Origin of the sequence: Agrobacterium sp. T29 (genome assembly GCF_006970545.1) — a bacterium.
Classification (GTDB): domain Bacteria; phylum Pseudomonadota; class Alphaproteobacteria; order Rhizobiales; family Rhizobiaceae; genus Agrobacterium; species Agrobacterium leguminum.
Genome location: NZ_CP040641.1, coordinates 1,219,918 through 1,244,236, shown reverse-complemented (window position 1 = coordinate 1,244,236; position 24,319 = coordinate 1,219,918). Strand labels below are relative to the sequence as shown.

General features: G+C 61.7%; 22 protein-coding genes and 2 pseudogenes. 18 read left to right on the top strand and 6 right to left on the bottom strand.

The genetic code is table 11. The annotated features are described in order from the left end of the window. Positions 1-13: 13 nt before the first annotated feature. Genes FGF54_RS20715 through bioB form a run of 5 tightly spaced genes read right to left on the bottom strand, consistent with a single transcriptional unit; the run spans position 14 to position 5,145 of the window. Positions 14-1,000: a beta-ketoacyl-ACP synthase III gene (locus FGF54_RS20715; RefSeq protein WP_142780975.1), complete on the bottom strand. Its 987-nt coding sequence runs from the start codon at positions 998-1,000 to the stop codon at positions 14-16. Between the two features lie 56 nt (positions 1,001-1,056). Next, a complete protein-coding gene (locus FGF54_RS20710) occupies positions 1,057-2,352 on the bottom strand; it encodes an adenosylmethionine--8-amino-7-oxononanoate transaminase (RefSeq protein ID WP_142780974.1) in 1,296 nt (431 codons plus the stop codon). Then, entirely contained in the window at positions 2,349-2,987 is a 639-nt protein-coding gene (gene bioD, locus FGF54_RS20705) for a dethiobiotin synthase (protein WP_142780973.1), read from the bottom strand. The genes FGF54_RS20710 and bioD overlap by 4 nt, the downstream gene beginning before the upstream one ends. Continuing rightward, positions 2,984-4,129 (bottom strand): 8-amino-7-oxononanoate synthase, encoded by a 1,146-nt coding sequence (locus FGF54_RS20700; RefSeq protein ID WP_142781598.1) that lies wholly within the window; start codon positions 4,127-4,129, stop codon positions 2,984-2,986. The genes bioD and FGF54_RS20700 overlap by 4 nt, the downstream gene beginning before the upstream one ends. Beyond that, a complete protein-coding gene (gene bioB / locus FGF54_RS20695; RefSeq protein ID WP_142780972.1) occupies positions 4,126-5,145 on the bottom strand; it encodes a biotin synthase BioB in 1,020 nt (339 codons plus the stop codon). The genes FGF54_RS20700 and bioB overlap by 4 nt, the downstream gene beginning before the upstream one ends. 234 nt (positions 5,146-5,379) lie before the next feature. Between bioB and FGF54_RS20685 the strand changes: the two genes are divergently transcribed. The 9 genes from FGF54_RS20685 to FGF54_RS20645 all read left to right on the top strand — a co-directional run bounded on the left by FGF54_RS20685 (position 5,380) and on the right by FGF54_RS20645 (position 12,382). Next, complete coding sequence (locus FGF54_RS20685; protein ID WP_142780970.1) at positions 5,380-5,826, top strand: acetyltransferase; 447 nt, start codon at positions 5,380-5,382, stop codon at positions 5,824-5,826. 99 nt (positions 5,827-5,925) lie between these two features. Beyond that, positions 5,926-6,825, top strand: coding sequence for an AraC family transcriptional regulator (locus tag FGF54_RS20680; protein ID WP_168208202.1), 900 nt, complete (start codon positions 5,926-5,928; stop codon positions 6,823-6,825). A gap of 85 nt (positions 6,826-6,910) precedes the next feature. Beyond that, a complete protein-coding gene (locus tag FGF54_RS20675) occupies positions 6,911-7,843 on the top strand; it encodes a hypothetical protein (RefSeq protein ID WP_142780969.1) in 933 nt (310 codons plus the stop codon). Between the two features lie 134 nt (positions 7,844-7,977). Continuing rightward, positions 7,978-8,388 carry a hypothetical protein gene (locus tag FGF54_RS20670; RefSeq protein WP_142780968.1) on the top strand — a complete coding sequence of 137 codons (411 nt, stop codon included), beginning with the start codon at positions 7,978-7,980 and terminating at the stop codon, positions 8,386-8,388. A gap of 87 nt (positions 8,389-8,475) precedes the next feature. Next, the gene (locus FGF54_RS20665; protein ID WP_003522077.1) at positions 8,476-8,706 is read left to right on the top strand and encodes a hypothetical protein; all 231 of its coding nucleotides are present in this window, start codon (positions 8,476-8,478) and stop codon (positions 8,704-8,706) included. Then, positions 8,703-10,181: a TolC family protein gene (locus FGF54_RS20660; RefSeq protein WP_142780967.1), complete on the top strand. Its 1,479-nt coding sequence runs from the start codon at positions 8,703-8,705 to the stop codon at positions 10,179-10,181. Before FGF54_RS20665 ends, FGF54_RS20660 begins: the two co-directional genes overlap by 4 nt. Before the next feature lie 14 nt (positions 10,182-10,195). Continuing rightward, positions 10,196-11,545 (top strand): multicopper oxidase family protein, encoded by a 1,350-nt coding sequence (locus FGF54_RS20655; protein WP_142780966.1) that lies wholly within the window; start codon positions 10,196-10,198, stop codon positions 11,543-11,545. 52 nt (positions 11,546-11,597) lie between these two features. Further along, a complete protein-coding gene (locus FGF54_RS20650; RefSeq protein WP_142780965.1) occupies positions 11,598-12,074 on the top strand; it encodes a plastocyanin/azurin family copper-binding protein in 477 nt (158 codons plus the stop codon). Positions 12,075-12,097: 23 nt separating this feature from the next. Further along, the gene (locus FGF54_RS20645) at positions 12,098-12,382 is read left to right on the top strand and encodes a copper-binding protein (RefSeq protein WP_003522073.1); all 285 of its coding nucleotides are present in this window, start codon (positions 12,098-12,100) and stop codon (positions 12,380-12,382) included. An 85-nt stretch (positions 12,383-12,467) separates the two neighbouring features. On the opposite strand, the gene FGF54_RS27590 is transcribed toward FGF54_RS20645, so the two are convergent. Then, positions 12,468-12,995 (bottom strand): phosphatase PAP2 family protein, encoded by a 528-nt coding sequence (locus FGF54_RS27590; protein WP_246667009.1) that lies wholly within the window; start codon positions 12,993-12,995, stop codon positions 12,468-12,470. Positions 12,996-13,476: 481 nt separating this feature from the next. Between FGF54_RS27590 and FGF54_RS20635 the strand changes: the two are divergent. The 9 genes and pseudogenes from FGF54_RS20635 to fhuB all read left to right on the top strand — a co-directional run bounded on the left by FGF54_RS20635 (position 13,477) and on the right by fhuB (position 24,312). Further along, positions 13,477-14,174 (top strand): annotated as a pseudogene (locus FGF54_RS20635) (response regulator). Then, positions 14,171-15,328: pseudogene (locus FGF54_RS20630) on the top strand (ATP-binding protein). The pseudogenes FGF54_RS20635 and FGF54_RS20630 overlap by 4 nt, the downstream one beginning before the upstream one ends. Positions 15,329-15,371: 43 nt before the next feature. Further along, positions 15,372-16,412, top strand: a complete 1,041-nt coding sequence (locus FGF54_RS20625; protein ID WP_246667007.1) for a DUF535 family protein — start codon at positions 15,372-15,374, stop codon at positions 16,410-16,412. A 100-nt stretch (positions 16,413-16,512) separates the two neighbouring features. Then, a complete protein-coding gene (locus FGF54_RS20620) occupies positions 16,513-17,103 on the top strand; it encodes an RNA polymerase sigma factor (RefSeq protein ID WP_246667006.1) in 591 nt (196 codons plus the stop codon). Beyond that, positions 17,100-18,077 carry a FecR domain-containing protein gene (locus tag FGF54_RS20615; RefSeq protein WP_142780962.1) on the top strand — a complete coding sequence of 326 codons (978 nt, stop codon included), beginning with the start codon at positions 17,100-17,102 and terminating at the stop codon, positions 18,075-18,077. The genes FGF54_RS20620 and FGF54_RS20615 overlap by 4 nt, the downstream gene beginning before the upstream one ends. Positions 18,078-18,259: 182 nt before the next feature. Then, positions 18,260-20,665, top strand: coding sequence for a TonB-dependent siderophore receptor (locus tag FGF54_RS20610; protein WP_142780961.1), 2,406 nt, complete (start codon positions 18,260-18,262; stop codon positions 20,663-20,665). A 38-nt stretch (positions 20,666-20,703) separates the two neighbouring features. Continuing rightward, positions 20,704-21,456 (top strand): siderophore-iron reductase FhuF, encoded by a 753-nt coding sequence (gene fhuF, locus FGF54_RS20605; protein WP_246667005.1) that lies wholly within the window; start codon positions 20,704-20,706, stop codon positions 21,454-21,456. Next, positions 21,449-22,333 (top strand): iron-siderophore ABC transporter substrate-binding protein, encoded by an 885-nt coding sequence (locus tag FGF54_RS20600; protein ID WP_142781595.1) that lies wholly within the window; start codon positions 21,449-21,451, stop codon positions 22,331-22,333. The genes fhuF and FGF54_RS20600 overlap by 8 nt, the downstream gene beginning before the upstream one ends. Next, positions 22,333-24,312 carry a Fe(3+)-hydroxamate ABC transporter permease FhuB gene (gene fhuB / locus FGF54_RS20595; RefSeq protein ID WP_142780960.1) on the top strand — a complete coding sequence of 660 codons (1,980 nt, stop codon included), beginning with the start codon at positions 22,333-22,335 and terminating at the stop codon, positions 24,310-24,312. Before FGF54_RS20600 ends, fhuB begins: the two co-directional genes overlap by 1 nt. The last annotated feature ends 7 nt before the right edge of the window (positions 24,313-24,319 follow it).

Below are 24,319 nucleotides of genomic sequence, written 5' to 3'. Positions count from 1 at the left end.
TGCCCGGCATCGTTCACCCACGATAAACGATCGCTCCACCCGTCATACCGGCACCGGCGGCCGTCAAAAGCAGGGTTTCGCCTTCCGCGAGAGGCCGTTCGGCATTGGTGACGGAGAGTGAGAGCGGAATGGTTGCGGCGGAGGAATTGCCGAAGCTTTCTATGGTGCGCACCGTCTTTTGCCTGTCAATGCCGAGATTGCCGCAGACGGCGTCGAACATGCGGGAATTGGCCTGATGGGGCACGAAACGGTCGATATCGGCTGCCGTCGTTCCGGCTTGATGCAGCACCATTTGCGAGGTCTCGGTCATCAGCGTCACGGCACGGGAGAAGACTTCGCGGCCGTCGCGCATCGTCATCAGCGCCTCCTCAGTGGATGTATCGGCTGAGAAGGGCTGGCTGCTGCCTCCCGCCGCTATCTGGATCAGATCGTAACCGCCGCCATCCGCAACGAGATCGGCCGACAAAAGCCCACGCTGCGCCTCGCGGCAAGGCTTGAGGACGACGGCGCCGGCGGCATCGGCGAACAGGACCGCGCTTGCCCTTTCCGCCGGATTGATACGACGGCTCAATATATTGGCGGCAACGATGAGGACGGCGCGGCCGTGGGTGCGGACAAAGCCATCCGCAAGGGTGAGCGCATAAAGAAAGCCGGAACAGGCCCCGGCGAGATCGATCGCGCCGGATCGGGCAAGGCCCAGCCTGTGGGCGAGCAGCGGCGCCGAAGGCGGCAGAAGGTGATCCGGCGTGGAAGTCGCAAGCAGCGTCAGAGCGATCTCGTCGGAGCCGATTTCCGCATCTTCCAGCGCCATGCGGCCGGCTCTCGCCGCAAGGCCGCTCAGAGTGTCGCCCTCTTGCGCCCAATAACGCGTGCGGATGCCGGTGCGCCGCTCGATCCAGCCGGCCTCCAGCCCAAGACTGGTCTCTATCTCGGCATTGTCGACGCATCGTGACGGAACGGCATGACCAAAACCGGCCATGCGGGAAGAACGGGTCTGCATTGTCAGGACTTTCGGAGACGGTTCTGGAACAGGCTGAACATGGCCGCACCCCGTTTTCACGCGATGCCGAGCGCGCGCGATTTTAGCGAAGCGGTTTCGGTGACGATCCCGGCCACCTCATCGATGGCGTCAAAGGCACTGCTTAAATCTTCCACCGTCGAACAATAGGGCGGCATCAGGTAAAGCACATTACCGAGCGGGCGGATGACGAACCCGCGCTCGCGGAACAATTGCCGCATGCGCGGCCCCACCTCGGCGAGATACCCGCCGGCGGGCACCACGAGATCGAGGGCCGCGATGGTCCCCATCTGCCGGATGCCGGTGAAACGCCGGTCATCCGCAAATCGCCGGAGATTGTCGCGCAGCACCTGTTGCAATTGCCCGATGCGTTGAAGCACGGGCTCATCCCGCCAGACCTGAAGATTGGCGACGGCCGCAGCGCAGGCAATCGGATTGGCCGTATAGGAACTGGAATGGAAAAAGGTCTTGCGGCGATCCGTCGAAAAATGCGCGTCGAAAATCTCCGCGCTGCACAGCGTTGCCGCCAGCGGCAGAGAACCGCCGGTCAGGCCCTTGGAGGTGCAGAGAATATCCGGTGAAATGTCGGCCTGTTCGCAGGCGAACATGGTTCCGGTTCTGCCCCAGCCCGTCATCACCTCGTCTGCAATGACGAGGCAGCCATGGCGTTCGGCGATCTGTTTCATCCCGGCCACAACGTCCGCGCCGTAAATCCTCATGCCGCCGGCCCCGAGCACCAACGGCTCGACCAACAGGGCGGCGATGCGGCCTGAACGGCAGACGTTTTCGAACATGTCCAGTGTGTGCTGTTCGTTGCCCGCTTCCGGAAAAGCCAGCCGGTCGACGCCGAAGAGCAGCGGTTCGTAGGCGGCATTGAAGACACCGCGCTCACCGGTCGACATGGTGCCGATAGTGTCGCCGTGATAGCCATGCTCCATCACCACGATACGGTCGCGCTTTTCTCCGCGATTGTGGAAATATCCCAGCGCCATTTTCAACGCCACCTCAACCGCCGTCGAGCCGCTATCGGAATAAAACACATGGCTTAGCCCGGCGGGCGCAAGCTCGATCAGCCCGCGCGCCAGCGTTTCGGCGGGTTCATGGGAGAACTCGGCGAAAATGACCTGGTCGAAGGCCTCTGTCGCGGCGCGGATGGCCGCCATGATCGCGGGATGCCGGTGCCCGTGGGTGATGACCCACCAGGAGGAAATGGCGTCGAACAGGCGATTGCCGTCCTCATCGACGAGAAATGCGCCTTCCGCTGATACGACGCGTTTCATCGGCGGTTCCAGCCCATGCTGGGTGAAGGGATGCCAGACAGGGGAACGGCTCATGCCGGCGCCTCCAGAAAATCAGCGAGATTGAAATGTCGGGCAAATGCCCGATGCAGCGCCTCTGATGTCATCTCCGGCAGGCGCGGCAGGCGGCCGAGCCGGCGAACGGCGCCGATATTGGCGATGACGCGCTCATTTTCCCGGTTCTCGTCGCCGATGAAGACCACGCCCTGCACGGGAATGGCGCGGTGCCGCAACGCCTCGAGCGAGAGCAGCGTATGGTTGATGGTGCCAAGCGACGTTCTTGCGCACAGCACAAGCGGAATTTGCCAGCGGGCGAAGATATCGGCGAAGAGCACCCTGTCCGTCAGCGGCACCAGAAGCCCGCCCGCCCCCTCGATCACCAGCGGTCCATCCGTTTGCGGCGGCAGCAGCAGCGTAGGGTCGATCGTTACATTCTCGAGGCGGGCCGATAGATGCGGCGAAGCCGGCATTTTCAGGCGATAGGCCTCCGGTAGAATACGCGCGCGCGGCACGCCACCCAGCCGTTCCACCGTCTCGCTGTCTGTTTCTTCCTCCAGCCCGGATTGCACGGGTTTCCAGTAACGAGCCTGCAGGGCATGGGTCAACGCTGCGGAAAAAACCGTCTTGCCGATGCCCGTATCGGTGCCGGAGATGACAAAACGAGGGCTCATCTCCGCTCCTCGGCCAGCGAAAGGGCAAGCAGCCCGATCATATCGGCGATCTGGCTCTCATCCACATTGAGCGTGATGGCGATGCGCAGGCGCGCCGTGCCTTCCGGCACCGTCGGCGGGCGGATCGCGCGTACATCGAAACCGCCCTCCCGCAGATGCGCGGCGATACGAAGCGAACGGGCGTTGTCACCGATCATCACCGGTAATATCTGCGAGCCGCTGGGCGCAACGCCGAGCCGGGAGCGAAGCTCCTCGCCGGCAAAGTTTACCAGCTCCGCCAGCCGCAGGCGTCGCCACGGTTCATCGGCGACGATGCGCAGGGCCTCCCGCACCGCCGCCGCCATCAGCGGCGAAGGCGCAGTCGAATAGATGAAACCACGGGCGCGGTTGACGAGGTAATCGGCAAGCACCGCCGGCAGGCTCAAAAGCGCGCCGAAAAGGCCGAGCGCCTTGCCGCAGGTGTGCAATGCCACCACATTGCCATGGCCTTCCAGCTCCGCGGCAAGACCACGCCCGCCGGGGCCGAAAACACCGGTGGCATGGGCCTCATCGACGACAAGGAAGCCTCCGTGTTGCCCGGCAAGATCAGCCAGGGCCGAAAGGGGCGCACGGTCGCCATCCATGGAATAAAGGCTTTCGACGGCGATCCACGGACGGCCCCGGCCACCCTCCTGCCGCCAGCGGATTATTTCCCGTTCGAATGCCTCGACCTGATTATGCGGCACGGCGATCGCCTTCGCCTTGCCGGCCGCGATACCGTCATGGACGCTGGCATGGATCAGGGCGTCGTGAAGAACGAGGTCTTCCCGCAGCGGCAATGTGGAGAACAGCGCGACATTGGCGGCAAAACCGCTGCCGAAATAGATCGCTTTTTCCGCCCCGAAAAATGCCGCTGCTTCCGCTTCCAGCGCCTCATGTTCGCAATGGTTGCCGCGCAGCAGCCGCGAGCCGCCGGCTCCCACCGGCACGCCCCTTCCGATGGCGTCGGTAAATGCCGCTTTCAGCCGGGGTGAATCGGCAAGGCCAAGATAGTCATTGGAGGTGAAATCGATCCCCTGTTGAGGAGCGAGCGCGCGCAGCCGCGATTTGCGCTGCAGGCCAGCGAGCTTTGCCTCATAGGGGGAGAGCGCCGCGAGATTCACCGGCACCCGCCCGCCTCCCCAGACTGCAATTCCATCGGCTTCAGGCCCAGACGGCGGAAAAGCGCCGTGTCGTGGTCCTCACCCGGATTATCCGCCGTCAGCAACGTCTCGCCGATGAAGATGGAATTGGCGCCGGCCAGGAAACAGAGCGCCTGCGTCTCATCGCTCATCTCCGTGCGCCCGGCCGAAAGCCGCACATGCGAACGCGGCATGAGGATGCGCGCCAGCGCGATGGTGCGGACGAAATCGATCGGATCGACAGGATCGGCCTTGGCCAGCTTCGAGCCGGGGATCGGGATCAGCATGTTGATCGGCACGCTTTCCGGCGACACCGGCAGGTTGGCGAGCGTTACCAGCATCGAGATCCGGTCTTCCACCGTTTCCCCCATGCCGAGAATGCCGCCAGCGCAGACCTTGATGCCGGCATCGCGGACATTGGCGAGCGTTTCCAGCCGGTCCTCGAAGGTGCGGGTGGTGATGATCTGCGAATAGAACCGCTCGGAAGTGTCGACATTGTGATTGTAGTAGTCGAGACCGGCATCGGCCAGCCGCTCGGATTGCTCCGGCGTCAACATGCCAAGCGTCATGCAGGTTTCCATGCCGAGCGCCTTCACGCCCTCGACCATGGCCACCACCGCCTCCATGTCGCGCTCCTTGGGATTGCGCCATGCAGCACCCATACAATAACGCGTCGCGCCGCCCTCCTTCGCCTTGCGCGCCTCAGTCAGCACCCGCTCCACTTCCATCAGTTTGGAAGCCTTGAGGCCGGTGGGGTTGCGGGCGGACTGGCTGCAATAACCGCAATCCTCCGGGCAACCGCCGGTCTTGATGGATAAAAGCCGGCTCATCTGGATGGCATTGGGATCGAAATGACAGCGATGCACCTGCTGGGCGCGGAACAGAAGATCGTTAAACGGCAAATTATAGATAATTTTGGCTTCTTCGAGCGATAAGCCGTCGCTGAAACCCGTAATCGGAGCTGGATTTCTGTCGATTTGCGTGAAGATCTGGTCCATCTGTCGATCTTTCCCTCAAAATAAATAGATAGAAGTTCTTTTTATCTATTTTTTTAGAGCTGCTTTTTGCAAGCACTTTTTTCGAGAAAAATTTTTCGGCAGGAGAGATGGCGGCATATGCGGGGATCGGAATCGCCGGCTTTAAACGCCGAAATTCATTGAATACGCACGTGCTCACGGAAAAGATCGGGTCGGCCCATGGCGTGAAAAGTCCGCACTTGCTAAGGGTGAGGCATGATCACACTTCGTCCCTCCGAGAGCCGCGACGCTTCCCGCATCCTCGACATATGGAGCAAGGCAGTCGACGCCACCCACGGGTTCCTTCTGCCGGCGGATCGCGTCACGATCGGGCAGGAAGTCGAAGCTTTTCTGCCGCAGGCGTCGCTCACGCTGGCGGTCGATGTTTCTGATCGCCCTCTCGGTTTCATGTTTCTGCATGAAGGGCATATGGAGGCGCTTTTCATCGATCCGGACCATCATGGCCAGGGCATCGGCAAGGTTCTGGTCCAGCGGGCGCTTGCGCTCCACCCCGCATTGACCACGGACGTCAACGAACAGAACATCGAGGCCATGGGGTTTTATCGCCGGCTGGGATTCGAACTGACGGGACGCTCCGATCTCGACGGACAGGGGCGACCCTATCCGCTCGTCCATCTTCGATTTCGCGCAACGGAAAAATAGGCCGCCGGGATCGTCGGGGAGGATCAAGCCACGAACACCATAGTCCGCTTCGCAACCGACGATTTTCTGCCCGAACACCGCTTCGACCAATGGCGCGAAGTGCGCGGCAAAAGCCTGTTTGGCGTGACGATCGAGCTTGCGCGGGACCTTCGCCACAGCTTCAGGGGTTCGTTTCAGGCGCGCGCCGTCGCCGGCGCCGTGGTAACCGAGATGCGCGCTTCCTCTTACCGGGTGAACCGCACCGAAGCCGATATTGCCCGCATTGCCGGCGACAGCCTCTGCATCGGCCTGCAGGTCAGGGGCTCCGGCTTTCTGCATGCCGGCAAAAATCAGGTTCACGCGGTCGGCGGCGGCGATATCACCATCAACTATTCCGACTTGCCCTATGATGCGATACCGGGAAACGAGGCGGATTTTCACTACAGGATGCTGAAGATCCCCGTGGATTACGAGGTCATGCTCGGTCAGGCCACCGATGACCTGTTTGCGACGCGTTATGCGGAAAACAACAGTTTCTCCCTGCCCTTCCGGGCCCTTTTCAACGCGCTGAACGCCGACCCCGGCAGGCTCATCGACCCCGCCCGCGATGTCACCCATATCGCCCGGCTTGCCATGACGGCGCGCGGGCGGCTTTCGTCCGCCATGCCGGAAGTGCGCGCCGCGCTCAGGACAGGGCTCTGTTATGCGGCACAGGACATCATGATACGGAAGAAATCCCGGCAGAACCTCACCCCTGCCGCCGTCGCAAGCGAACTGGGCATTTCGCTTCGGCAATTGCACGTGGTTTTCGAGGGTGCCGAACTGTCGTTTTCCCGCACGCTCTCCTCCATGCGGATCGAGGAGGCGAGGCGGTTGCTGCTGGCCTTCCCCGCCCTGCCGGTCACGCAGATCGCCTATGGCTGCGGCTTCGACAGCCTCGCTACTTTCTACAGGGTATTTGCCGGCACCTATGGCATGACGCCCGGCGACGCCCGCGCTGCGGATATGCCGCCGGCTTAAAATTTCACCTCTGCGCGCAATGAGAAGACGCGCCATTTCAGCTCCTGTAAGGCCGATTGGATCATTCCATCCCGGAGCGCGGCCCATGACCAATTTTTTCGACTTTGCGATCTCCCGGTTGCCGACCGCGACAGCCGATTGCCGCAGGCCAGCGCCCGGCGAAATAGAGGCGATGCTGCAAAAAGAACCCTTCGCGGCGGCGCTGCGTCTGCTGGCGGGAAGTTTCATCGCCCTCTACGAAGGTTCGCCCGAGATGACCGCGCTTTTTGCGACGCGCCAGAGCCGGCTTCTGTGTCACGCGCTTCTGGCGCTCTATTTTCAGAAATGCGGTGCCTGTGAAACAGGAGAGGGAGAAGCCGCCCTGACGCGGGAAGATTTCGGCCATCTGGCGCTTCGGCATGGGCTCGCCAGCCATAGTGTCGCTTATGCCTTCTTCAAAGAGGCGCTGAAACGCGGAATGACACGCCCGGTAGACCGGTCCAGCGACGGGCCCGGCAATGGGATCGTGCCTTCAGCCCCGGCGCTGGCGATGCTCGCCCAATGGTACGACGTGCATTTTCAGGCGCTGGATCTGCTCGATGAGGGCTTCAGGGCATCACGTTTCATCAAGCGGTCGGAGGCCATGCTTCCCCATATCCACCCCCGCATATCGCAGGCGTTTCTGTCGCATCCGGAGGTGCGCTGCCCCGGCCCGCTTTCCATCATCTTCAACTGGTTCGATGCCGGCGGACTGTTGATGGACCGCCTTATCGCCGGCATCGACTGGGAAAGGCCAACCGAACAGGGCAGGCGCCTGACCGATGTGGAAACCGTGACGCAACTGGCGACATCCCTCTCCCTGTCGCGTATCCATATCGGCCGCAAGCTAGCGGCGGCCGAACTGATCGGCGGCATCGGCTGGAGCGGACGACGCGGCCGTTCCGCGCTTTGGATTTCGCAGGGTTTTTACGAGGAATATGCCCGCATGCAGGCCCGCAAGCTCCTTATTCTCGATGAAGCCTTCATCGACTTCGTGTGAGGTGCGGGCAGGCTGCAGGCCCTGCCGTTGCGCGTGCCGGCCTCGGTCCACGTGAATGCGACATAACGGCTTTCGTCAATGGTTATGAGGGATATCCATTGACAAATCACAGGACTACAGCTTTTCTACGGAACATGCGTGAGATGTTGCGAACATCGAAATTGCTGGCCCTTTTGTTTAGACTGGTGATGATACTGTCACTGGCTGGCTATAGTGTTTCCACCGTCAATGCCGCAATGCATCCTGCCGAAGCCGGTGGAATGCAGCACGATCAGTCCGCCATGATGGATCACGGCGCGACGATGGACCATGGCGCCTCAGCCATGATGTCCGACAGTCATGATCACAACGATATGGCCGAACAGGACGGCGGCGTCAAAAAGCCCGTCAAGCCGCAATGCTGCGGCGATTTCTGTCTCGGCATGGCGGTTCTGATCGGCCACGACACCATTGGCAGACCCGTCGTCAACAGCATCCGTTCCTTCCTCGACGACAGCAAGGCGCTGGGCCAGACCCCGCTCCTTCACCGCCCCCCGAATATCTGAACAGGCAAAGCCCGCCTTTGGGCAATGACCGTGCGTGAGCGGCTTTAGCGCCGTCGCGCCGTTGCATCTCCTGTTCGGAAAATACCCATGAACCCAATTTACATTGTGGTTGCGGCGCCCCTGCTTCTGGGCGGCTGCACAGCCACATCCATGATGAACGACGCCGCCTCCTATGACGACGCGGCAAACCCGTCGCTCGGCGCGGCCCCCATCCGCTATCAGACCCCGGTCGCGGGTTACACGCACCGCGCGCCGGTGGACCCGAAGCCCTGGCGTAACCAGAACGATGCGCAGGCTCCGAAAGGAGACGCATCATGACGATACTTACCTTCAAACTCGGAGCGAAACTCGCGACCGCCCTTTGCCTGCCGTTTCTTCTCGGCGGCTGTGTCACGGCCGCCCAATATGCGTCGCGTGACGCCGGTTTCACCAATGTTTCGGCCAGGACATCCGAGGCGACAGGCAAGCAGGCGGTCTGGGTGCAAAACCGGGCCGAGGCGCAGGCGACGCAGGCCCGCGTCAAATCGCTGATGGCCACCGGCAAAAGTCTCGATGTCGAGACGGCGGTACAGGTTGCGCTCCTGAACAACAAGGGTCTTCAGGCAGCCTATGCCGATCTCGGCGAATCCGCCGCCACCGCATGGCAATCGACCATGTTGGTCAATCCGCGGGTCGGCATCGGGCTGACGGGGATCGGCACCCCGGGTCTCAGGGCCTATCAGGCGATCGAGGGTGTCGTCGTCACCAATATTCTGGCGCTGGCTACCCTCAAGAAAAATGTCGAGATCGCCGACACCGGCTTCCGCAAGGCGCAGCTTGGCGCCGCGCTGAAGACACTGCAACTGGCGGCCGATACCCGCCGCGCCTGGATTACCGCCGTGGCGGCATGGGAAAATGTCGGCCAACTGGCGCAGGCACAGACCGCGGCGGATGCCGCATCGGAACTTGCCGTGAAACTTGGCGAGGCGGGTTCGCTCAACAAGGAGGGCCAGGCCCGCGAGCAGGTCTTTTACGCCGAGTTGACCGGCCAGATCGCCAGGGCGCGGCTTGAAGCCCGTCTTGCCAAGGAGGAGCTGACCCGGCTGATGGGACTGTGGGGAGCGGATATCGAATACACCATTCCCAACCGTCTGCCCCCGCTTCCGAAGGCGCTTACCAAACGGGATATGATCGAGGCCGAAGCGCTGCAGCGCCGCGTGGACTTGCAGATGGCAAAGCTCGATCTGGAGGCGACCGCCCGGTCGTTCAAGCTCACCGAAGCCACCCGATACGTGACCGATCTCGAAATCCGTTCCGGCTTCGAGACCGAACGCGAGCTGGAAGACGGCGAAATCCACAAGCAGACCACCGGCAATGCCGAGCTGGAATTCGTCATTCCGATCTTCGATTCCGGTCAGGCGCGCATGCGGGAATCCGAACTGGCCTATATGCGCGCGGCGAACCTGCTGGCGGAAAAGGCGGTCAATGTCCGCTCGGAAGCCCGCTCCGCCTATCAGGCCTATCGCTCGAACTATGACATCGCCCGGCATTACCGCAACAGCGTGGTGCCGCTGCGCACCAAAATCGAGGAGCAGTCGCTGCTGACCTATAACGGCATGATCACCAACACCTTTGAGCTTCTGGCCGACAGCCGGGAAAAGGTCAATTCAAGCCTGCTTGCCATCAACGCGAAACGTGACTTCTGGCTCGCCGAGGCCAGCCTCGCTCCCGCCATTTACGGCGGCGGCACGGGTGCTGCGGCAGGCGCGGAGACCGAGGTTGCCGCCGCTGGCGGCGGCGGTGGCGGACACTGAGAAAGGAAACGACCATGTTTAACAGAAGAAACTTTCTGGGTGTCGGCGCCGCAATGGTCTCCTCGGCGACCTGGGCGAAAACATCCAATACCAGCCTGCCGGAAGCGGCAGTGATGGAAACGGCTGCGACCCAGGCCCCGGTCAAGCCCACCACCGGCCCGGATTACAACCCCGTCGTCACCCTCAACGGCTGGACCCTGCCCTTCCGGATGAACAACGGCGTCAAGGAATTCCACCTTGTCGCCGAGCCGGTGGAGCGCGAAATGGCGGAGGGCATGACCGCCCGCCTCTGGGGTTATAACGGCCAGTCGCCCGGCCCGACCATCGAGGCCGTCGAAGGCGACCGGGTGCGTATTTTCGTCACCAACAAGCTGCCGGAGCATACGACGATCCACTGGCACGGCATGATCCTGCCATCCGGCATGGACGGCGTCGGCGGGTTGTCGCAGCCGCATATCCCGGTTGGCAAAACCTTCGTCTACGAGTTCGATCTCGTGAAATCCGGCACCTTCATGTACCACCCGCATTCGGACGAGATGGTGCAGATGGCGATGGGCATGATGGGCTTCTTCGTGATCCATCCGAAGGACCCGGCCTTCATGCCGGTGGACCGCGACTTCGTGTTCCTCATCAATGCCTTCGACATCGATCCCGGCTCCTATGTGCCGAAGATCATGACCATGACCGACTTCAATCTGTGGTCATGGAACAGCCGGGTGTTTCCGGGCATCGATCCGCTGGTGGTTTCCAAGGACGACCGGGTGCGCGTGCGCGTCGGCAACCTGACCATGACCAACCATCCGATCCACATGCATGGTTACGATTTCGAGGTGACCTGCACGGACGGCGGCTGGGTGCGGCCCGAGGCGCGCTGGCCGGAGGTGAGCATCGATATCCCCGTGGGTGCGATGCGGGCCTATGAATTCGACGCCAAATATGTCGGCGACTGGGCGATCCATTGCCACAAGTCGCACCATACGATGAATGCGATGGGACATGACGTTCCGACCTTCATCGGCGTCGACAAGAAGGCCGTCGCGGAGAAAATCCGCAAGGTGCGGCCGGAATATATGCCGATGGGCACCGCCGGCATGGCCGATATGGGCGCGATGGAAATGGAGATCCCCGAGAATACCGTACCCATGATGACGGGTTGGGGTCCGCACGGCCCCATCGAGATGGGCGGCATGTTCTCCGTGGTGAAGGTCCGCGAAGGCATCTCCGCGGGCGATTACTCCGATCCCGGCTGGTACGAAAACCCGCCCGGAACCCAGGCCTGGGAATGGACCGGCGGGTTGCCGGATACGACCAAGACCAATGACCCCAAAACGCAGATCACGCCGAAACCGATGAAACACGGCTGATCGCGCAGACCCCAACCCCACAAGAACCCCACCAAAATCAAGGAAATATGGAATGTTCAAACTGAAAATTGCGCTGCTTCTTGCCGCTCTCGCCACGCCCGCCCTTGCATCGGGCACCCACGGCGGCGGCCATGAAGCGATGGCGATCGGCGAACCGGGCGACAAGGCCAAGGTGACCCAGACCATTCAGGTGACGATGAAGGAAACGCCTGACGGCAAGATGCTGTTCACCCCCGCCAAATTCGACTTCAAGAAAGGCAAGACGGTTCGCTTTGTCGTGAAGAATGTCGGCGAACTGGACCATGAATTCATTCTCGACGAACAGAAGGCCAATCTGGAGCACAAGGCCGCCATGGAGAAGGCTCCGGAGATGGAGCACGACAATCCGAACGCGATCAGCCTCGCGCCCGGCGAAAGCGGCGAAATCATCTGGAAATTCACCAATGACGGCATGTTCGAATTCGCCTGCCTGAAACCCGGGCATTACGAGGCCGGCATGCGCGGCGATCTCAAAGTTTCTGCAAAGTAACCCGGCAACAAAGGAATCTGACCATGAAGACCATCGTTAAAATCACCGTTGCAGCAGCACTCCTGCTCACCGCTCCCCTCAGCGCATTCGCAGAGGAATTCACCAAGGGAACGGTAAAGAAGGTCGATGCCGCAGCCAAGAAGGTCACCATCATCCATGAAGAACTGAAGAACCTCGACATGCCGGCCATGACGATGGTGTTCCGCGTCAAGGACGATGCGATCCTGGCCAAGCTCAAGGAAGGCGCCAATATCGAGTTCGTCGCCGAACGCGCCGACGGCAAGCTGGTCGTCGCCCAGGTGAAATAAGGCCTCCGGTCGCTCGGCAAGAAACAGCAAGGGCAGCGGCTTTCGCTGCCCTTTTGATATTGGGCGGATAGGATTCCCCTCGGCCTTATTGTTCCGCAAATGGCCTTGTTTCCGCGGCGGGCCGCGTCCCGTCGACCCTGCGCGAGAAGGCGGCGTCTATCGCCTGCCGGTTGTTCATGAACGGCCGCTGGAGCAGAAGGAACACCGCGAGCATCAAGGGCCATGCAATCAGGACATCGGAGAGAAAGTGAGCGCCCATTGCCACCCTGTTCAGGGAGACAATCACGATAAATGGCGCCAGTATCGCGATGCCGATCAGGCGAAATTTCTCTGGCAGAAGAATTGTGAAGGCCAGAAGAGCGGCTGCGGAAGCGCTTTCACCGGAAGGAAAAGAGCAATTTCGGGCGCAGCCACCGTCAAGGGAAAGAACCGGTGTAAACAACAGGTCTCCCCCGAACTCGCCAAGATGGCGCGGTCTTGCCCTGCCAAACGCGTTTTTCAGTATATGAACCGAGGCGCCCGGTCCGAGAGCAAAAAAGACACCAATAAGCAGCAGCTTGTGCGGTGGAAAAAGCCGGTGCAGGCCGCCCGAAAATGGCATGAGGACAAGCATGCATACCAGCCCCGACAATAGAACCGGCGGAAGCATGCGGTTCAGATCTCGGACGGAAACGAGGAACTCGTCCTCGCCAAGGTGAAAACGGTCCGTCCAGAATTGCCGGCTCACCTCAAGATCGATATCCGACCTGACCGTGAAGACGATCATCATCGCAAGAGCGACCAGAAGGGCCAGCAGGGAGGAACTGCCGGAGGCACGTAAAAAAGCCTGACGGGCGACATGGATGGCGCCTGCGCGAAATTTCGACCTCTGGGTCCAATTCCGCTTTTTCCGGTCGGTTTTACTGGCGAGAGGCTGGTGCATGGCCAGTTCTCTTCCGCAGAAATGTCAAGGCTTTGCGGAGAAAGAGACAAGACTGCAAGGAAAGCGGCACCGATAGTGTTTATTCGGGGATGGAGGCTCTTGCCCGATGTTTCGCATCCGCTTAGCGTCCCGGCGTTACCACGGCTTACAGAAGCAGATTTGCGGATCGAGTATGGACAAAGGGCTTATTCTGATCGTCGAAGACGACCCCGATATTATTCAGATTCTGGACGCCTATCTCATTCGCGAAGGATACAGAACCGTCAGGGCGAGCGACGGAGAAATAGCGCTGACGCATTTCTCCATGTTGAGACCGGATCTGGTTCTGCTCGACATTCGCCTGCCGAAGTTCGATGGCATCGAGGTGTTGAACCGCATCCGGCGGGAACGGGATACGCCTGTCATCATGGTCACCTCTCTTGCGGAGGATATGGACAAGCTGACCGGCCTTCGCCTCGGCGCTGACGATTACATCGTCAAACCTTTCAATCCCCACGAATTGATCGCGCGGGTGAATGCCGTGCTGAAACGCACGCGACAGCCGGCCGCCGGCGGGGTCTTGCGCTTCGGGGCCATCGAAGTGGACACCGAAGCCTATGTCGCGGCCGTTTGCGGCGATGGGGGACGGACCGTTCTGCCCCTGACGCTGAGCGAGTTCAGGATACTCGCCCATATGACGCGCCGCCCCACCACGCCTTTCAGCGCGCCGATATTCTGGATGCCTGCCTGCCGGAAAGCGATGCGCTGGCGCGCACCATCGACACGCACATCGCCAATCTGCGCAAGAAACTGGCGGATCATGGCGCCTGCGGTTATCTGGTCTCGGTGCGCAGCGTCGGTTATCGGCTGGCCGGGGAGCAGAAACCATGAAACTCTGGCGACTGCGCCTGCGCACGATGACGGCGATCACGATCACCACGATGCTCATCTTTGCCGTCGCGTTGGTCTATTTCGGCGTTTCCTGGTATGCGGACAATATTGAAGAGCGCATCATCGCCCAGCTTTCGCCCGATGCCTCCAAGGCCTTCTCGGATATCGACCGGGGCGTGATGCCGGACCAGCGCCAGCTTCAGGCCCTTATCGAGGTTTTGCCGGGCCTGGAGGACGAGGCGGATAACGAGCTTATCAAATCGGTGTTCGTCTTCGGATTGCTCGGTGTCCTTCTGTGCAGCCTGCTCGGTTACTTCATCTCGCGGCGCATTGCAGCACCTCTCGGCGAACTTGCAGACGCTGCGCGGCGCATGGCGACCGGCGATTTCAGCGGAGGCGCAAAGATCAAGGCGAACCCCATCGCCGAAGTCGCATTTCTGGTCGACAGTTTCGAGAGCCTGACGCGGGAGCTTCAGATGATGGAGCGCCGGCTGAAGTTCAACACGATGGCGGTGGCCCACGAATTGCGCACCCCGCTGACGATCCTGCAGGGCCGTTTGCACGGCATCGCGGATGACGTCTTTCCCCTCGACAAGCAAGCCATTCGCCACCTCATCGTCCATGTGGAAGGGCTGGCGCGTCTTGTCGATGATTTGCGCACACTTTCCCTGGCGGAAACCAACAGCCTCGTCAAAGACACGCAGCCGCTTGATCTTGCCGCCGAATGCGCGGCCGTGGCCGAAGCGGCGCGGCCGCTGATGGATGAGGCCGGCATCGATATCGATATGTCGCTGGAGCCCGCTCCCATTTGCGGCGACCGCCAACGCCTTCGGCAGTTGCTGCTGATCCTGATGGACAATGTGCGCCGCTATGCGGCGAGCGGCAAGTTTCTGCGCTGTTCGACCGGGCTTCAGGATGGGCGGCCCTTCGTCACGATCGAGGATAAGGGGCCGGGCTTTCCCCCTGGCGTCGAGGCGCACGGCATCGAACTCTTCTGGTGAACGGAGCCGTCACGCGCGCGCAAGACCGGCGGTACGGGGCTCGGCCTGTCGATTGCCCGCGCGATCGCACGGGCGCATGACAGCGATCTGCAGATAAAGACACGACCGGGCGGCGGAACCATCGTGACGGTTCTCTTCGCGCAAACGCCCTGAAAAATTTCCGCGGGCAATCCGCTGCGGCAACGAATCGGTCTTCATGGAAGACAGGCTGTTTCTCGACAGAATCTCGACAATTCCGGCGCATGCCCCGGCTGAACGCTCATGTTCTGCCGGAAGCCCATGTATGTCGCGCATTCAAGATGCTGCCGTTCTGGCAGCGAAACGCCCGGTCACCGATGAGGTGGTCCAGACGGTTTCGGAAACACCTCATTTTTTGTTGTTCCGGAGAATTATGACCTTTGCCGGACGTGCCCACTGGAAGCGCGCCGTCCTTTTCTGGCTGCGTTTTGCAGCCGATCCATTGGTCACCTTTCGATGGTGGTGGTTTCTGGCCGGGTTTTCAGCGGAGCGAGAATTGCCGCTCCCGCATGACGACCTTCTCCAAAAACCGCTTTCGAAATTCCTGATCAATAAAGTTTCCCGGAAGAGACGGCTGGCTTTTCTCATGGACAATTTCGCAATTGCGGACCGGCATTTTCCCAGGAGCACCATGGCCGGGCTGTGGACGGGAAAAACCATGGACATGGGCACCGTTCGCGGCCGGAACGATGAATATCGATGCATTCTGGCGTTGGCGGATCGTTGCGGCGGCCGGCACGAGGGCGCTTTTGCTGTCAGGCTCGTGCGCGCCCATGACAACGCCGTTCTGTGGACGGCGACATTTACTTTTCTGGAAGGATGCGAAACGCAGCACCACACGATTGTCGTCGGAGGCATGCAGGGTCCACGCGCCGCAAAAGAGCAAATGGTGTCGGTGACGCGCGATCTCTCGGGACTTCGCCCCAAGGAAGCAACACTGATGGTTCTGCAAGGTCTCGCCTGCGAGGGTGCGCTCCGCTATTTCGCTGTCGCCCATTCCAGACACCCCATCCGCTACCGTCGCGCCCGGCGGCAAAAAATGATGGTTTCAGACATCGATGCCTTCTGGCGGGAACGCTCCGGCGAACCGGACAAGACATTCGGTTTCAAAGTGCCATTCTCCAGCCTCGAGGGGAGAGACAAGCGCAGCCACATGAAATTGTCTTTTTTCAACCTCGGCAAACGCTTCCGAGAGGGCAAGGCAACCGAAAGCGCCTAGGGATATCGTGGAGAAAGTCTTGCGGGGGAAGGGTCGGGAGGCTCCGCCCATGCCCATATTTTCGCGCCGCATCGTGGTGCGAAAGTTACAGCCGATAAATATGACAAAAAAAATCATCTTTATCGGCTCGGCCGTCTTGCTGCGCGCGGATGGCCGGTGTTATCCAGAGACCATGCAGCAAATTGACAGCCCGGATCTTCTGGACGCGTTTTTGAATGTGAAGAGCAAGCTTGCCGCGGCGATCTATCACCGCGTGCGTTGCCACGCGACCACCTTCGATCTCGTGCAGGACACGTTCCTGCGATTGTGGGAGCGGCGGAAGCTGCTTGGCCTCACGGGCGATCTTTGCGGTTATGTCATCATCACCGGCAGAAACCTTGCCATAGACCATGAGCGGCGCAAGCGTATCGCCCCGGTCTTTACCGGCATCGAACATCTTGCTTTCGTCGCCGATCCCTCGCCCACGCAGGAAACCTGCATGATCGGGCGGCAGGAGCTGGAACGCCTGCAAATGCTTGTCGATGCCCTGCCGCCGCGATGCCGGGACGTATTCCTGCTTTCGCGTATCGAAGGCCTGACCTTTGTGGAAATCGGCCAGCGGCTGCATATTTCGCCGAAAACCGCTTTCGGCCATATGGTCACCGCTCTTGAAAAGCTGAAGACCGGCATGACGCCGCCGGGCGAGAGATGAAGGTGGCCGGAGGCAAAGATGCGACTGCGGAGACGCCGGCCGGCCGCGAAACCGCAGCCCAAGGTGACGAAGCCGCAATAGCGCATGCGGCGGCAAGCTGGTTTGCGCATTTTCTGGAGCCCGGCGCCACCGCAGCCGACGAAAGCGAATTCCGGTGCTGGATCGAGGCCGACGAGCGCCATGCACGCGCCTATGCCGATATCGAGCGCATATGGCTCGGTGCCGGCATGGGGCCGCAGCTTGCACAGGCGCAGCCGCTTGGCCGCCGTCGGTTGCTGAAAAACGGCGCAGCGGGACTTCTGCTGATCGGCGGCGTCGGAGCCGCAGCGTGGCAGGCGACACGCCCGGCCGGAGACTATGAAACCGCGATTGGCGAGACCCGCGGCATCGCACTTTCCGACGGTTCGACCGTCGAGCTTTCCACATCGAGCGCCATTTCCGTGAATTTCACCCCGCAGCGGCGGCAAATCACGCTGCTGTCGGGTGAGGCGTTCTTCCGGGTCGCGCCGGATCGGAACCGGCCATTTTCCGTCATTGCGGAAGACCTGGTGACCACGGCGCTCGGTACCGCCTTTTCCGTCTGTCGCGCGGGTTCCTCCGTCTCGGTTTCGGTGGCCGAACATGCCGTCGAGGTCGCCGCCAGACAGTCGCGGCAGGCGGTGGAGGCCGGTTACAGCATCTCCTACCGCGACGGTGTTCTCTCGCGACCCGAAGCAACCGATATCGAAACACGGCTTGCCTGGCGGCAGGGCAAGCTGGTCTTCATCTCGACGCCCCTCAAAGAGGTCGTCGCGCGACTGGAGCAATGGCGTCGCGGCCGCATGATCGTTCTGGGCGATGCGCTCGGCAGACAGCCAGTGACGATGATCGTCGATGTCAGACGCCGGGAAAAAATCGGGCAAATCCTCGAAGAGGGCCTGCTCGTCACGGTCACCGATTACTCCCCCTGGCTGTCGGTCATCCGCCAGCGCTAGAGCATTTCAAGGAAAAGCGGCGCGCGGTTCTCCGTCCGGAAATGCGAAAACACTCCAGGGGCATTGCCTGCACACGCGCTTAAAAAAATTTTGTCCGGGGACCGAGGTTTTGCGCAAACGGAATCGTACTCGTGTTTTGAGGCCGTCATTGCGGCAACAGGAGCAGGGGAAGGTATATTACCGTGTCTAAGCGTAAAAATCATTTCAGCCACCGTCATTCAGCAACCGGATCATTTCGTATCCTGCTTCTCGCCACCGTCGCCGGCCTTGCCCTGACCGGCCCTCTGCCGGCGGCCGCACAGACGGCGACGCAGGCAAGCGCGCTGCAATTTTCAATCGCGCCGCAACCGCTCTCGAGCGCGCTGGTGCGTTATTCCTCCATCACCGGCGTCGATGTCGTGTTTAACGGCGAAATTCCGGCGACGGTAAGGACGGCGGGTGTCACAGGTGCGTTCAGCCGCAAGGATGCCCTCACGCGCCTGCTTGCCGGAACCGGCCTTTCCTACACCTTCACCAGCGCCAACACCGTGCGGCTCAGCAACCCTGGCGCCGCCGCAGCGCCGGTTGCGGGCTCCACCCTGCTCCAGCCCATCGAACTGACAGGCAACAGGGGCGGTGGTGACAACGCCACCGTGGCGGCCAAGAACAGCTCCGGCGCCACCAAGCTCGATACGCCGCTCATCGAGACGCCCCGCTCAGTCGCGGTCGTCACCAAAAAGGAAATGCAGCAGCGCGGCGTGCAGGACATTATCGAGGCCGTGCGCTACTCCGCCGGCGTCACCACCGGCACCGCCGCCGGCTTCGATCCGCGCTTCGACCAGATCTATATTCGCGGCTACGACGCCACCACCATGGGCGACTACAAGGACGGGCTGCGTCAGCCCTATTTGAACTACGGCATGTTCCGCACCGATCCCTATTCGCTGGAGCGTGTGGAAATCGTCCGTGGCCCGATCTCGGTGCTTTATGGCGCAGGCACGCCCGCCGGCATCGTCAACAAGACATCGAAACTCGCAAACGGCACGCGCATTCGCGAGGTTGAGGCGCTTTACGGCACGGAAACCCGCAAGCAGGCCGCCTTCGATATCGGCGACACGATAGACGCTGACGGTACATTGTCATACCGCGTGGTCGGACTGGCGCGCGCCGGCGACACCAATTTCGATATTGCCGACGACCGCTATTTCCTTCAGCCGTCCTTTACCTGGAAGCCGTCCGACCAGACCAGCCTCACCGTTTACGGGCTCATCCAGTCCACCGAAACCGACGCTTCGGTCGCAGCACTGACCGATCCGGCCGGCAATGTCCTGCGGCTGCGTGGAAGCGATCCCGATTACGATTATCAGAAAATCCGCCAGCAGCAGGTGGGTTATAATTTCGAGCACGAATTCAACGATAGCCTGACCTTCAGGCAGAATCTTCGTTATTCGCATATGGATCTGCGCAGCCGTTATCTCAGCGTATCGAGCTGGACCGGCACCGTCGCCCATCGCGATCCCTGGGCGATCCGCGACGACATGAAGGCCTTCCAGGCCGACAACCAGCTTGAATGGAGCTTCGACACCGGCCCCGTTTCCCATACGCTGCTGACCGGCCTCGACTACAGCAATGTGAAGTCTTCATTCGCCTATGGTTATGCATCCGGCGGCTCCGCCTTCGACTTCGATATCGCCAATCCGCGCTACGGTTTCTCCGGGCCGACACCCGCCTACAGCGCCTATCAGTCGGAAGCCGATCTGCGGCAGGTCGGGCTTTACGCCCTCGACCAGATGGAACTGGACAAATGGCGTTTCACCCTCGGCGGCCGGCAGACCTGGGTGGACCAGACCCGGCAGGGACCGGTGACGGAAGACGTGCAGAAGGACGCCTTCACCGTTCAGGCAGGCGCACTCTATGCCTTTGACAACGGCGTTTCGCCCTTCTTCAGCTATGCCACCTCCTTCGATCCGGTTACCAAGCTTTCCGCCACCGGCGAAACGCTGAAGCCCACCGAAGGCGAGCAGTTCGAACTGGGCGTGAAGTATCAGCCGCCCGGAACAGACATCATGCTTTCGGCGGTCGCCTATCATCTGGCGGAAAAGAACAAGCCCGTGGCGATCGATCCCGCCGGCCTGATATTCCGCTCGCTCGGCGAGGTGACCAACAAGGGCTTCGAACTGGAGGCGAAGGCCAATATCGCCACCGGCTGGGATGTGATCGCCGCCTATAGCTACACCCACTCCAGGATCACGGCGGGCGACGACGCCGGCAATACACCTTCCTCGGTGCCCACCCATGTGGCCTCGCTCTGGGCGAACTATACCTTCCAGGAAGATACGCCTCTCCATGGCCTCTCGGCCGGAGCGGGCCTGCGCTATGTCGGTGAAAGCTATACCAGCACCAAAAACATCGCGAAGAACGATGCTGCCATCTATCTCGACGCCGCTCTTTCCTACGATTTCGGCGCGCTTGACAAGGATTATGACGGCCTCGTCGCCTCCTTCAATGTCCGCAACATCGCCGACGACCGCAATGTCGCCTGCACGGACGGTTATTGCTATCTCGGACAGGGCAGGAACATCACGGCGTCCCTGAAATATCGCTGGTAACCGTGGCGACCGCAGGCGGCAACCCGGCGGCGGGGCGCATGGCGAAGACCATGGCGCCCTGCCGGCAATCGGCGCATGAAGGGCTTCCGGACTTCGCGTCCGTCGGCTCTTTCGGCTATTGCACGGACAAGTTCCTGCTTGCACCGCCCTGCGGTGCGGAGGTTCTGCCTTGCCGGCAGCTTGCCTGCGAAGATGTTTTTTGCGGCTTGATGACCCGCCACAACGCTGCCCATCCGGACGCCGACCCGAGGGCCGCGGCATCGCTCTGGACACTTTATTATTTCAGCCTGCTGACCATCACGCCCACCGTCTGCCGCCTCGTTCACGGCCGCCGCCTGCCTCTGGCTCTTGGCGATCTGAGCGTGATCATCGATGCGGAAAACGCCCTGCCGGTCGCATTCCTGCTCCCCCATGCCGGCGATCAGGCCGGCAAGGCATCCGCGCCCGAAGATCTGCATGGGCTTTTGCGCGATCACCTCGCGGCACTCATCCCCTCCATCGCCAGGGCTGCGAAACTTGCCCCGAAATTGCTGTGGAACAATGCCGCCGTTTATCTGTCGTGGATCATCGGGGAAATCGAGGCGCAGGCCGATCCGGCGCTCGCACGCGCCTGCCGGGCGGTGATCGACGATCCCCTGTGGCCGGATGGCAGCCGCAATCCCATGTCCGGCATGGTGGTTAAGGGCAACAGGCGCGTTTGCTGCCTGCGATACATGATCCCCACCATTGGCGGATGCGGCGCAAGCTGTCCTCTGCCCTGCGGACAAAATCAGGACACGCATGATGCCTGACCATTCGCCCACTCGCCGGCTGCTGATGGCCGCAGCGCTGACCCTGCCATGGCAGAGCGGTGCGAAAGCGGCGATGCCGAAGGGCGGCATCGTCTCGCTCGATTACGGGCTTGCTTCCACCCTGCTCGCGCTCGGCACCGCGCCGGCGGCCATCGCCGCACGCGCGGACTGGGACACATGGATGGTGGAGCCTGCCATGCCGGAAGGCGTGGCCGACCTCGGCTTGACCGCCGAAATCAATTTCGAAGTGCTGGCGAGGCTGAAGCCCGACGTCATCCTGTCAACGCCTTTCCTTGCCTCGCTTACCCCGAAATTACAGTTGATCGCTCCGGTGATGGAATTTCCCATCTATACACCGGAAAGCGACGCCCTGACGGCGTCCTATGCCGCGACCCGCAAGCTTGCCGCGGCCCTTGGCAGGGAACAGCGGGGAGAGGATTTCCTCTCGCGGGCCGAAGCCTGCTTTGCCGATTGCCGCCGCCGGCTTGAAAAATTGCGGCCGCCGCCGGTCGCCGTCATCAATTTCATGGATGAGCGCCATGCGCGGGTCTATGGCGGCCCCGGTCTTTATCAGGGCGCCATGGAAAAGATCGGTCTTGCCAATGCCTGGCCGGGAAAGACCAATTATTGGGGGTTCGAAACCATTGCGCTGGAGGCGCTGGCCGTCCTTTCGGCGGATGCCCGGCTCATCGCCTTCGAACCGCTGACACCGCCCGACATTCTCTCGCGGCTCGATCAAAGCCCGCTCTGGAGCAATCTGCCCTTCGTCCGGGCGGGCCGGGTCTCCACCCTTCCCGGCGTGCTGATGTTCGGCATGGTGCAGGAAGCCATGCGGTTTGCCCGTCTGGTGACCGAGCATCTGGAAAGCCACGCCTGATGCCGCCGGTCCTCCTGCGCCTCCTCACCCCCGCCGGTGTTGCCGCCAGCCTCTTCCTCCTCGGCGCCATCTTTGCCGTCAGCGATATCTGGCCGGATCTGCATCGATTGAGCGGCGGCGGTGCGCAATATGATGTTGAGCGGCTCATGCTGCTCTATTCCACCCTGCCTCGCATGGTGACGGCGCTTCTGGCGGGTGCTGCGCTGGCGCTGGCCGGCGCATTGTTGCAGCATGCCTTGCGCAACCCCCTCGCCTCGCCCTCGACGCTCGGCATTTCAGCGGGCGCCAATCTTGCCGTTGCCGCAACCATGTTCGCCTTTCCCACTCTGGAAGGCATCAGCCGCGATGTGGTGGCGATGGCGGGCAGCGCATTGGCCGCCCTTGCGGTGTTTTCCATTGGCGCAAGACGCGGATTTTCACCGCTGTCGCTCGTCCTCGCCGGTCTGATGATCGGCATCTGGTGCGCCGCCGCCTCGGCCATTCTCGTCCTTCTCAACGAACGGTATCTAAGCGGCCTGTTCATCTGGGGTGCGGGGTCGCTGTCTCTGCAAAGCTGGGCCGTTCCCGTCACCCTCTTTCCGAAAATTCTGGTCCTGACTGCGCTTGCCGGGCTGATCATGCGGCCTTTATCGCTGATGGAACTGGGGGATGTCAGCGCCGGAGCGCTCGGCCTTTCCGTCGTGCGGCTGCGGGTTCTTGCGGTATCGATCGCGGTTGCATTGGCCGCGCTTGTCACCAGCGCCGTCGGCGTCATCGGTTTCGTCGGCCTTGTCGCACCCGCCATAGCGCGGCTTGCGGGTGCCCGCCGCATCGCCCAACAAATCCTCTGGTCGCCGCTCATCGGCGCAGGCCTGCTGCTTCTGACGGATGAAATCGTCAAACGCCTTTCGGATATCACCGGCGGGCTGATACCGACCGGCGCCATGACGGCCCTGTTCGGCGCGCCGCTGGTGCTGTTTCTGCTGCCCCGCCTGAAAGCCATGCAGAGGGAATTGCCCGCTCCGCCGCCGGGCATCGTTAAACAGCGTCGCCTTTCCCCCATCATGGTCCTGTCTTTCGTTGGCCTGCTGGTTGCGGGCGTAACGGCCGCCATTCTTTTCGGCCGTGCGCCGGATGGAAGCTGGGGTTTGCTGCCTATCGGTGAATGGAGCGAAATTCTGCCCTATCGCTGGCCGCGGGTCGTCGCGGCCTTCGCAGCCGGGAGCCTGCTTGGAGCAGCCGGCGCCATTCTCCAGCGCCTGACCGGCAACGAGATAGCAAGCCCGGAAGTGCTTGGCGTTTCAGCCGGTGCAACGCTGGGCATGGCCGTCGCGCTTTTCGCCTTCACCGCTTCCGGGCCGATGCTGCAACTGGGTTTTGCGAGCGCCGGCGCCGCCGCGGTTCTTTTCGCCATCCTGTCGCTCGGCCTCAGGTCCGGTTTCACGCCCGAGCGTGTTCTTCTGACCGGCGTGGTGCTGACGGCCATGCTCGACGCCGTGATCGGCGTGCTGGCGGCCGGCGGAGACCCGCGCGCCATGATGATCATTCGCTGGATGGGAGGCTCGACCTATCTCGTCGATGGTTTCACCGCCCGGATCGCGGCCGTCTGCGCGGTGGTTTTCGCAACCATGGCCATTCTGGCGCATCGCTGGCTTACCCTGCTGCCACTCGGTGCGGGTGCTGCGCGGGAACTTGGCGTCCATGTTCCGTCGGCACGGGCCGCACTGTTCATTCTCGCGGCCGCCATGACGGCGGCGGCGACGCTCATCATCGGCCCCTTGAGTTTTGCCGGGTTGATGGGGCCGCACCTTGCCCGCGAAATCGGATTTCGGCGCGCCGGCCCGCATCTCATCGCCGCGGCACTCGCCGCCGGCTGCCTGATGGTGCTTGCCGACTGGGTGGGGCGAATGGCAGCCTTTCCCTACCAATTGCCCGCCGGTCTGGTTTCCGCTCTCGTCGGCGCACCGCTGCTCATGGTCCTGCTGGGGCGGAGGAAATAGCCTTCCC

Coding starts and splice junctions, on each gene's coding strand:
- FGF54_RS20675 (WP_142780969.1), top strand. CDS start 6,911: ATGACCAATTTTTTCGACTTTGCGATCTCCCGGTTGCCGACCGCGACA.
- FGF54_RS20620 (WP_246667006.1), top strand. CDS start 16,513: ATGACAAAAAAAATCATCTTTATCGGCTCGGCCGTCTTGCTGCGCGCG.
- FGF54_RS20650 (WP_142780965.1), top strand. CDS start 11,598: ATGTTCAAACTGAAAATTGCGCTGCTTCTTGCCGCTCTCGCCACGCCC.
- FGF54_RS20710 (WP_142780974.1), bottom strand. CDS start 2,352: ATGAGCCGTTCCCCTGTCTGGCATCCCTTCACCCAGCATGGGCTGGAA.
- FGF54_RS20660 (WP_142780967.1), top strand. CDS start 8,703: ATGACGATACTTACCTTCAAACTCGGAGCGAAACTCGCGACCGCCCTT.
- FGF54_RS20715 (WP_142780975.1), bottom strand. CDS start 1,000: ATGCAGACCCGTTCTTCCCGCATGGCCGGTTTTGGTCATGCCGTTCCG.
- bioB (WP_142780972.1), bottom strand. CDS start 5,145: ATGGACCAGATCTTCACGCAAATCGACAGAAATCCAGCTCCGATTACG.
- FGF54_RS20600 (WP_142781595.1), top strand. CDS start 21,449: ATGCCTGACCATTCGCCCACTCGCCGGCTGCTGATGGCCGCAGCGCTG.
- FGF54_RS20655 (WP_142780966.1), top strand. CDS start 10,196: ATGTTTAACAGAAGAAACTTTCTGGGTGTCGGCGCCGCAATGGTCTCC.
- FGF54_RS20615 (WP_142780962.1), top strand. CDS start 17,100: ATGAAGGTGGCCGGAGGCAAAGATGCGACTGCGGAGACGCCGGCCGGC.
- bioD (WP_142780973.1), bottom strand. CDS start 2,987: ATGAGCCCTCGTTTTGTCATCTCCGGCACCGATACGGGCATCGGCAAG.
- FGF54_RS20670 (WP_142780968.1), top strand. CDS start 7,978: ATGCGTGAGATGTTGCGAACATCGAAATTGCTGGCCCTTTTGTTTAGA.
- fhuB (WP_142780960.1), top strand. CDS start 22,333: ATGCCGCCGGTCCTCCTGCGCCTCCTCACCCCCGCCGGTGTTGCCGCC.
- FGF54_RS20645 (WP_003522073.1), top strand. CDS start 12,098: ATGAAGACCATCGTTAAAATCACCGTTGCAGCAGCACTCCTGCTCACC.
- FGF54_RS20685 (WP_142780970.1), top strand. CDS start 5,380: ATGATCACACTTCGTCCCTCCGAGAGCCGCGACGCTTCCCGCATCCTC.
- FGF54_RS20625 (WP_246667007.1), top strand. CDS start 15,372: ATGGAAGACAGGCTGTTTCTCGACAGAATCTCGACAATTCCGGCGCAT.
- FGF54_RS27590 (WP_246667009.1), bottom strand. CDS start 12,995: ATGCTTGTCCTCATGCCATTTTCGGGCGGCCTGCACCGGCTTTTTCCA.
- fhuF (WP_246667005.1), top strand. CDS start 20,704: ATGGCGAAGACCATGGCGCCCTGCCGGCAATCGGCGCATGAAGGGCTT.
- FGF54_RS20665 (WP_003522077.1), top strand. CDS start 8,476: ATGAACCCAATTTACATTGTGGTTGCGGCGCCCCTGCTTCTGGGCGGC.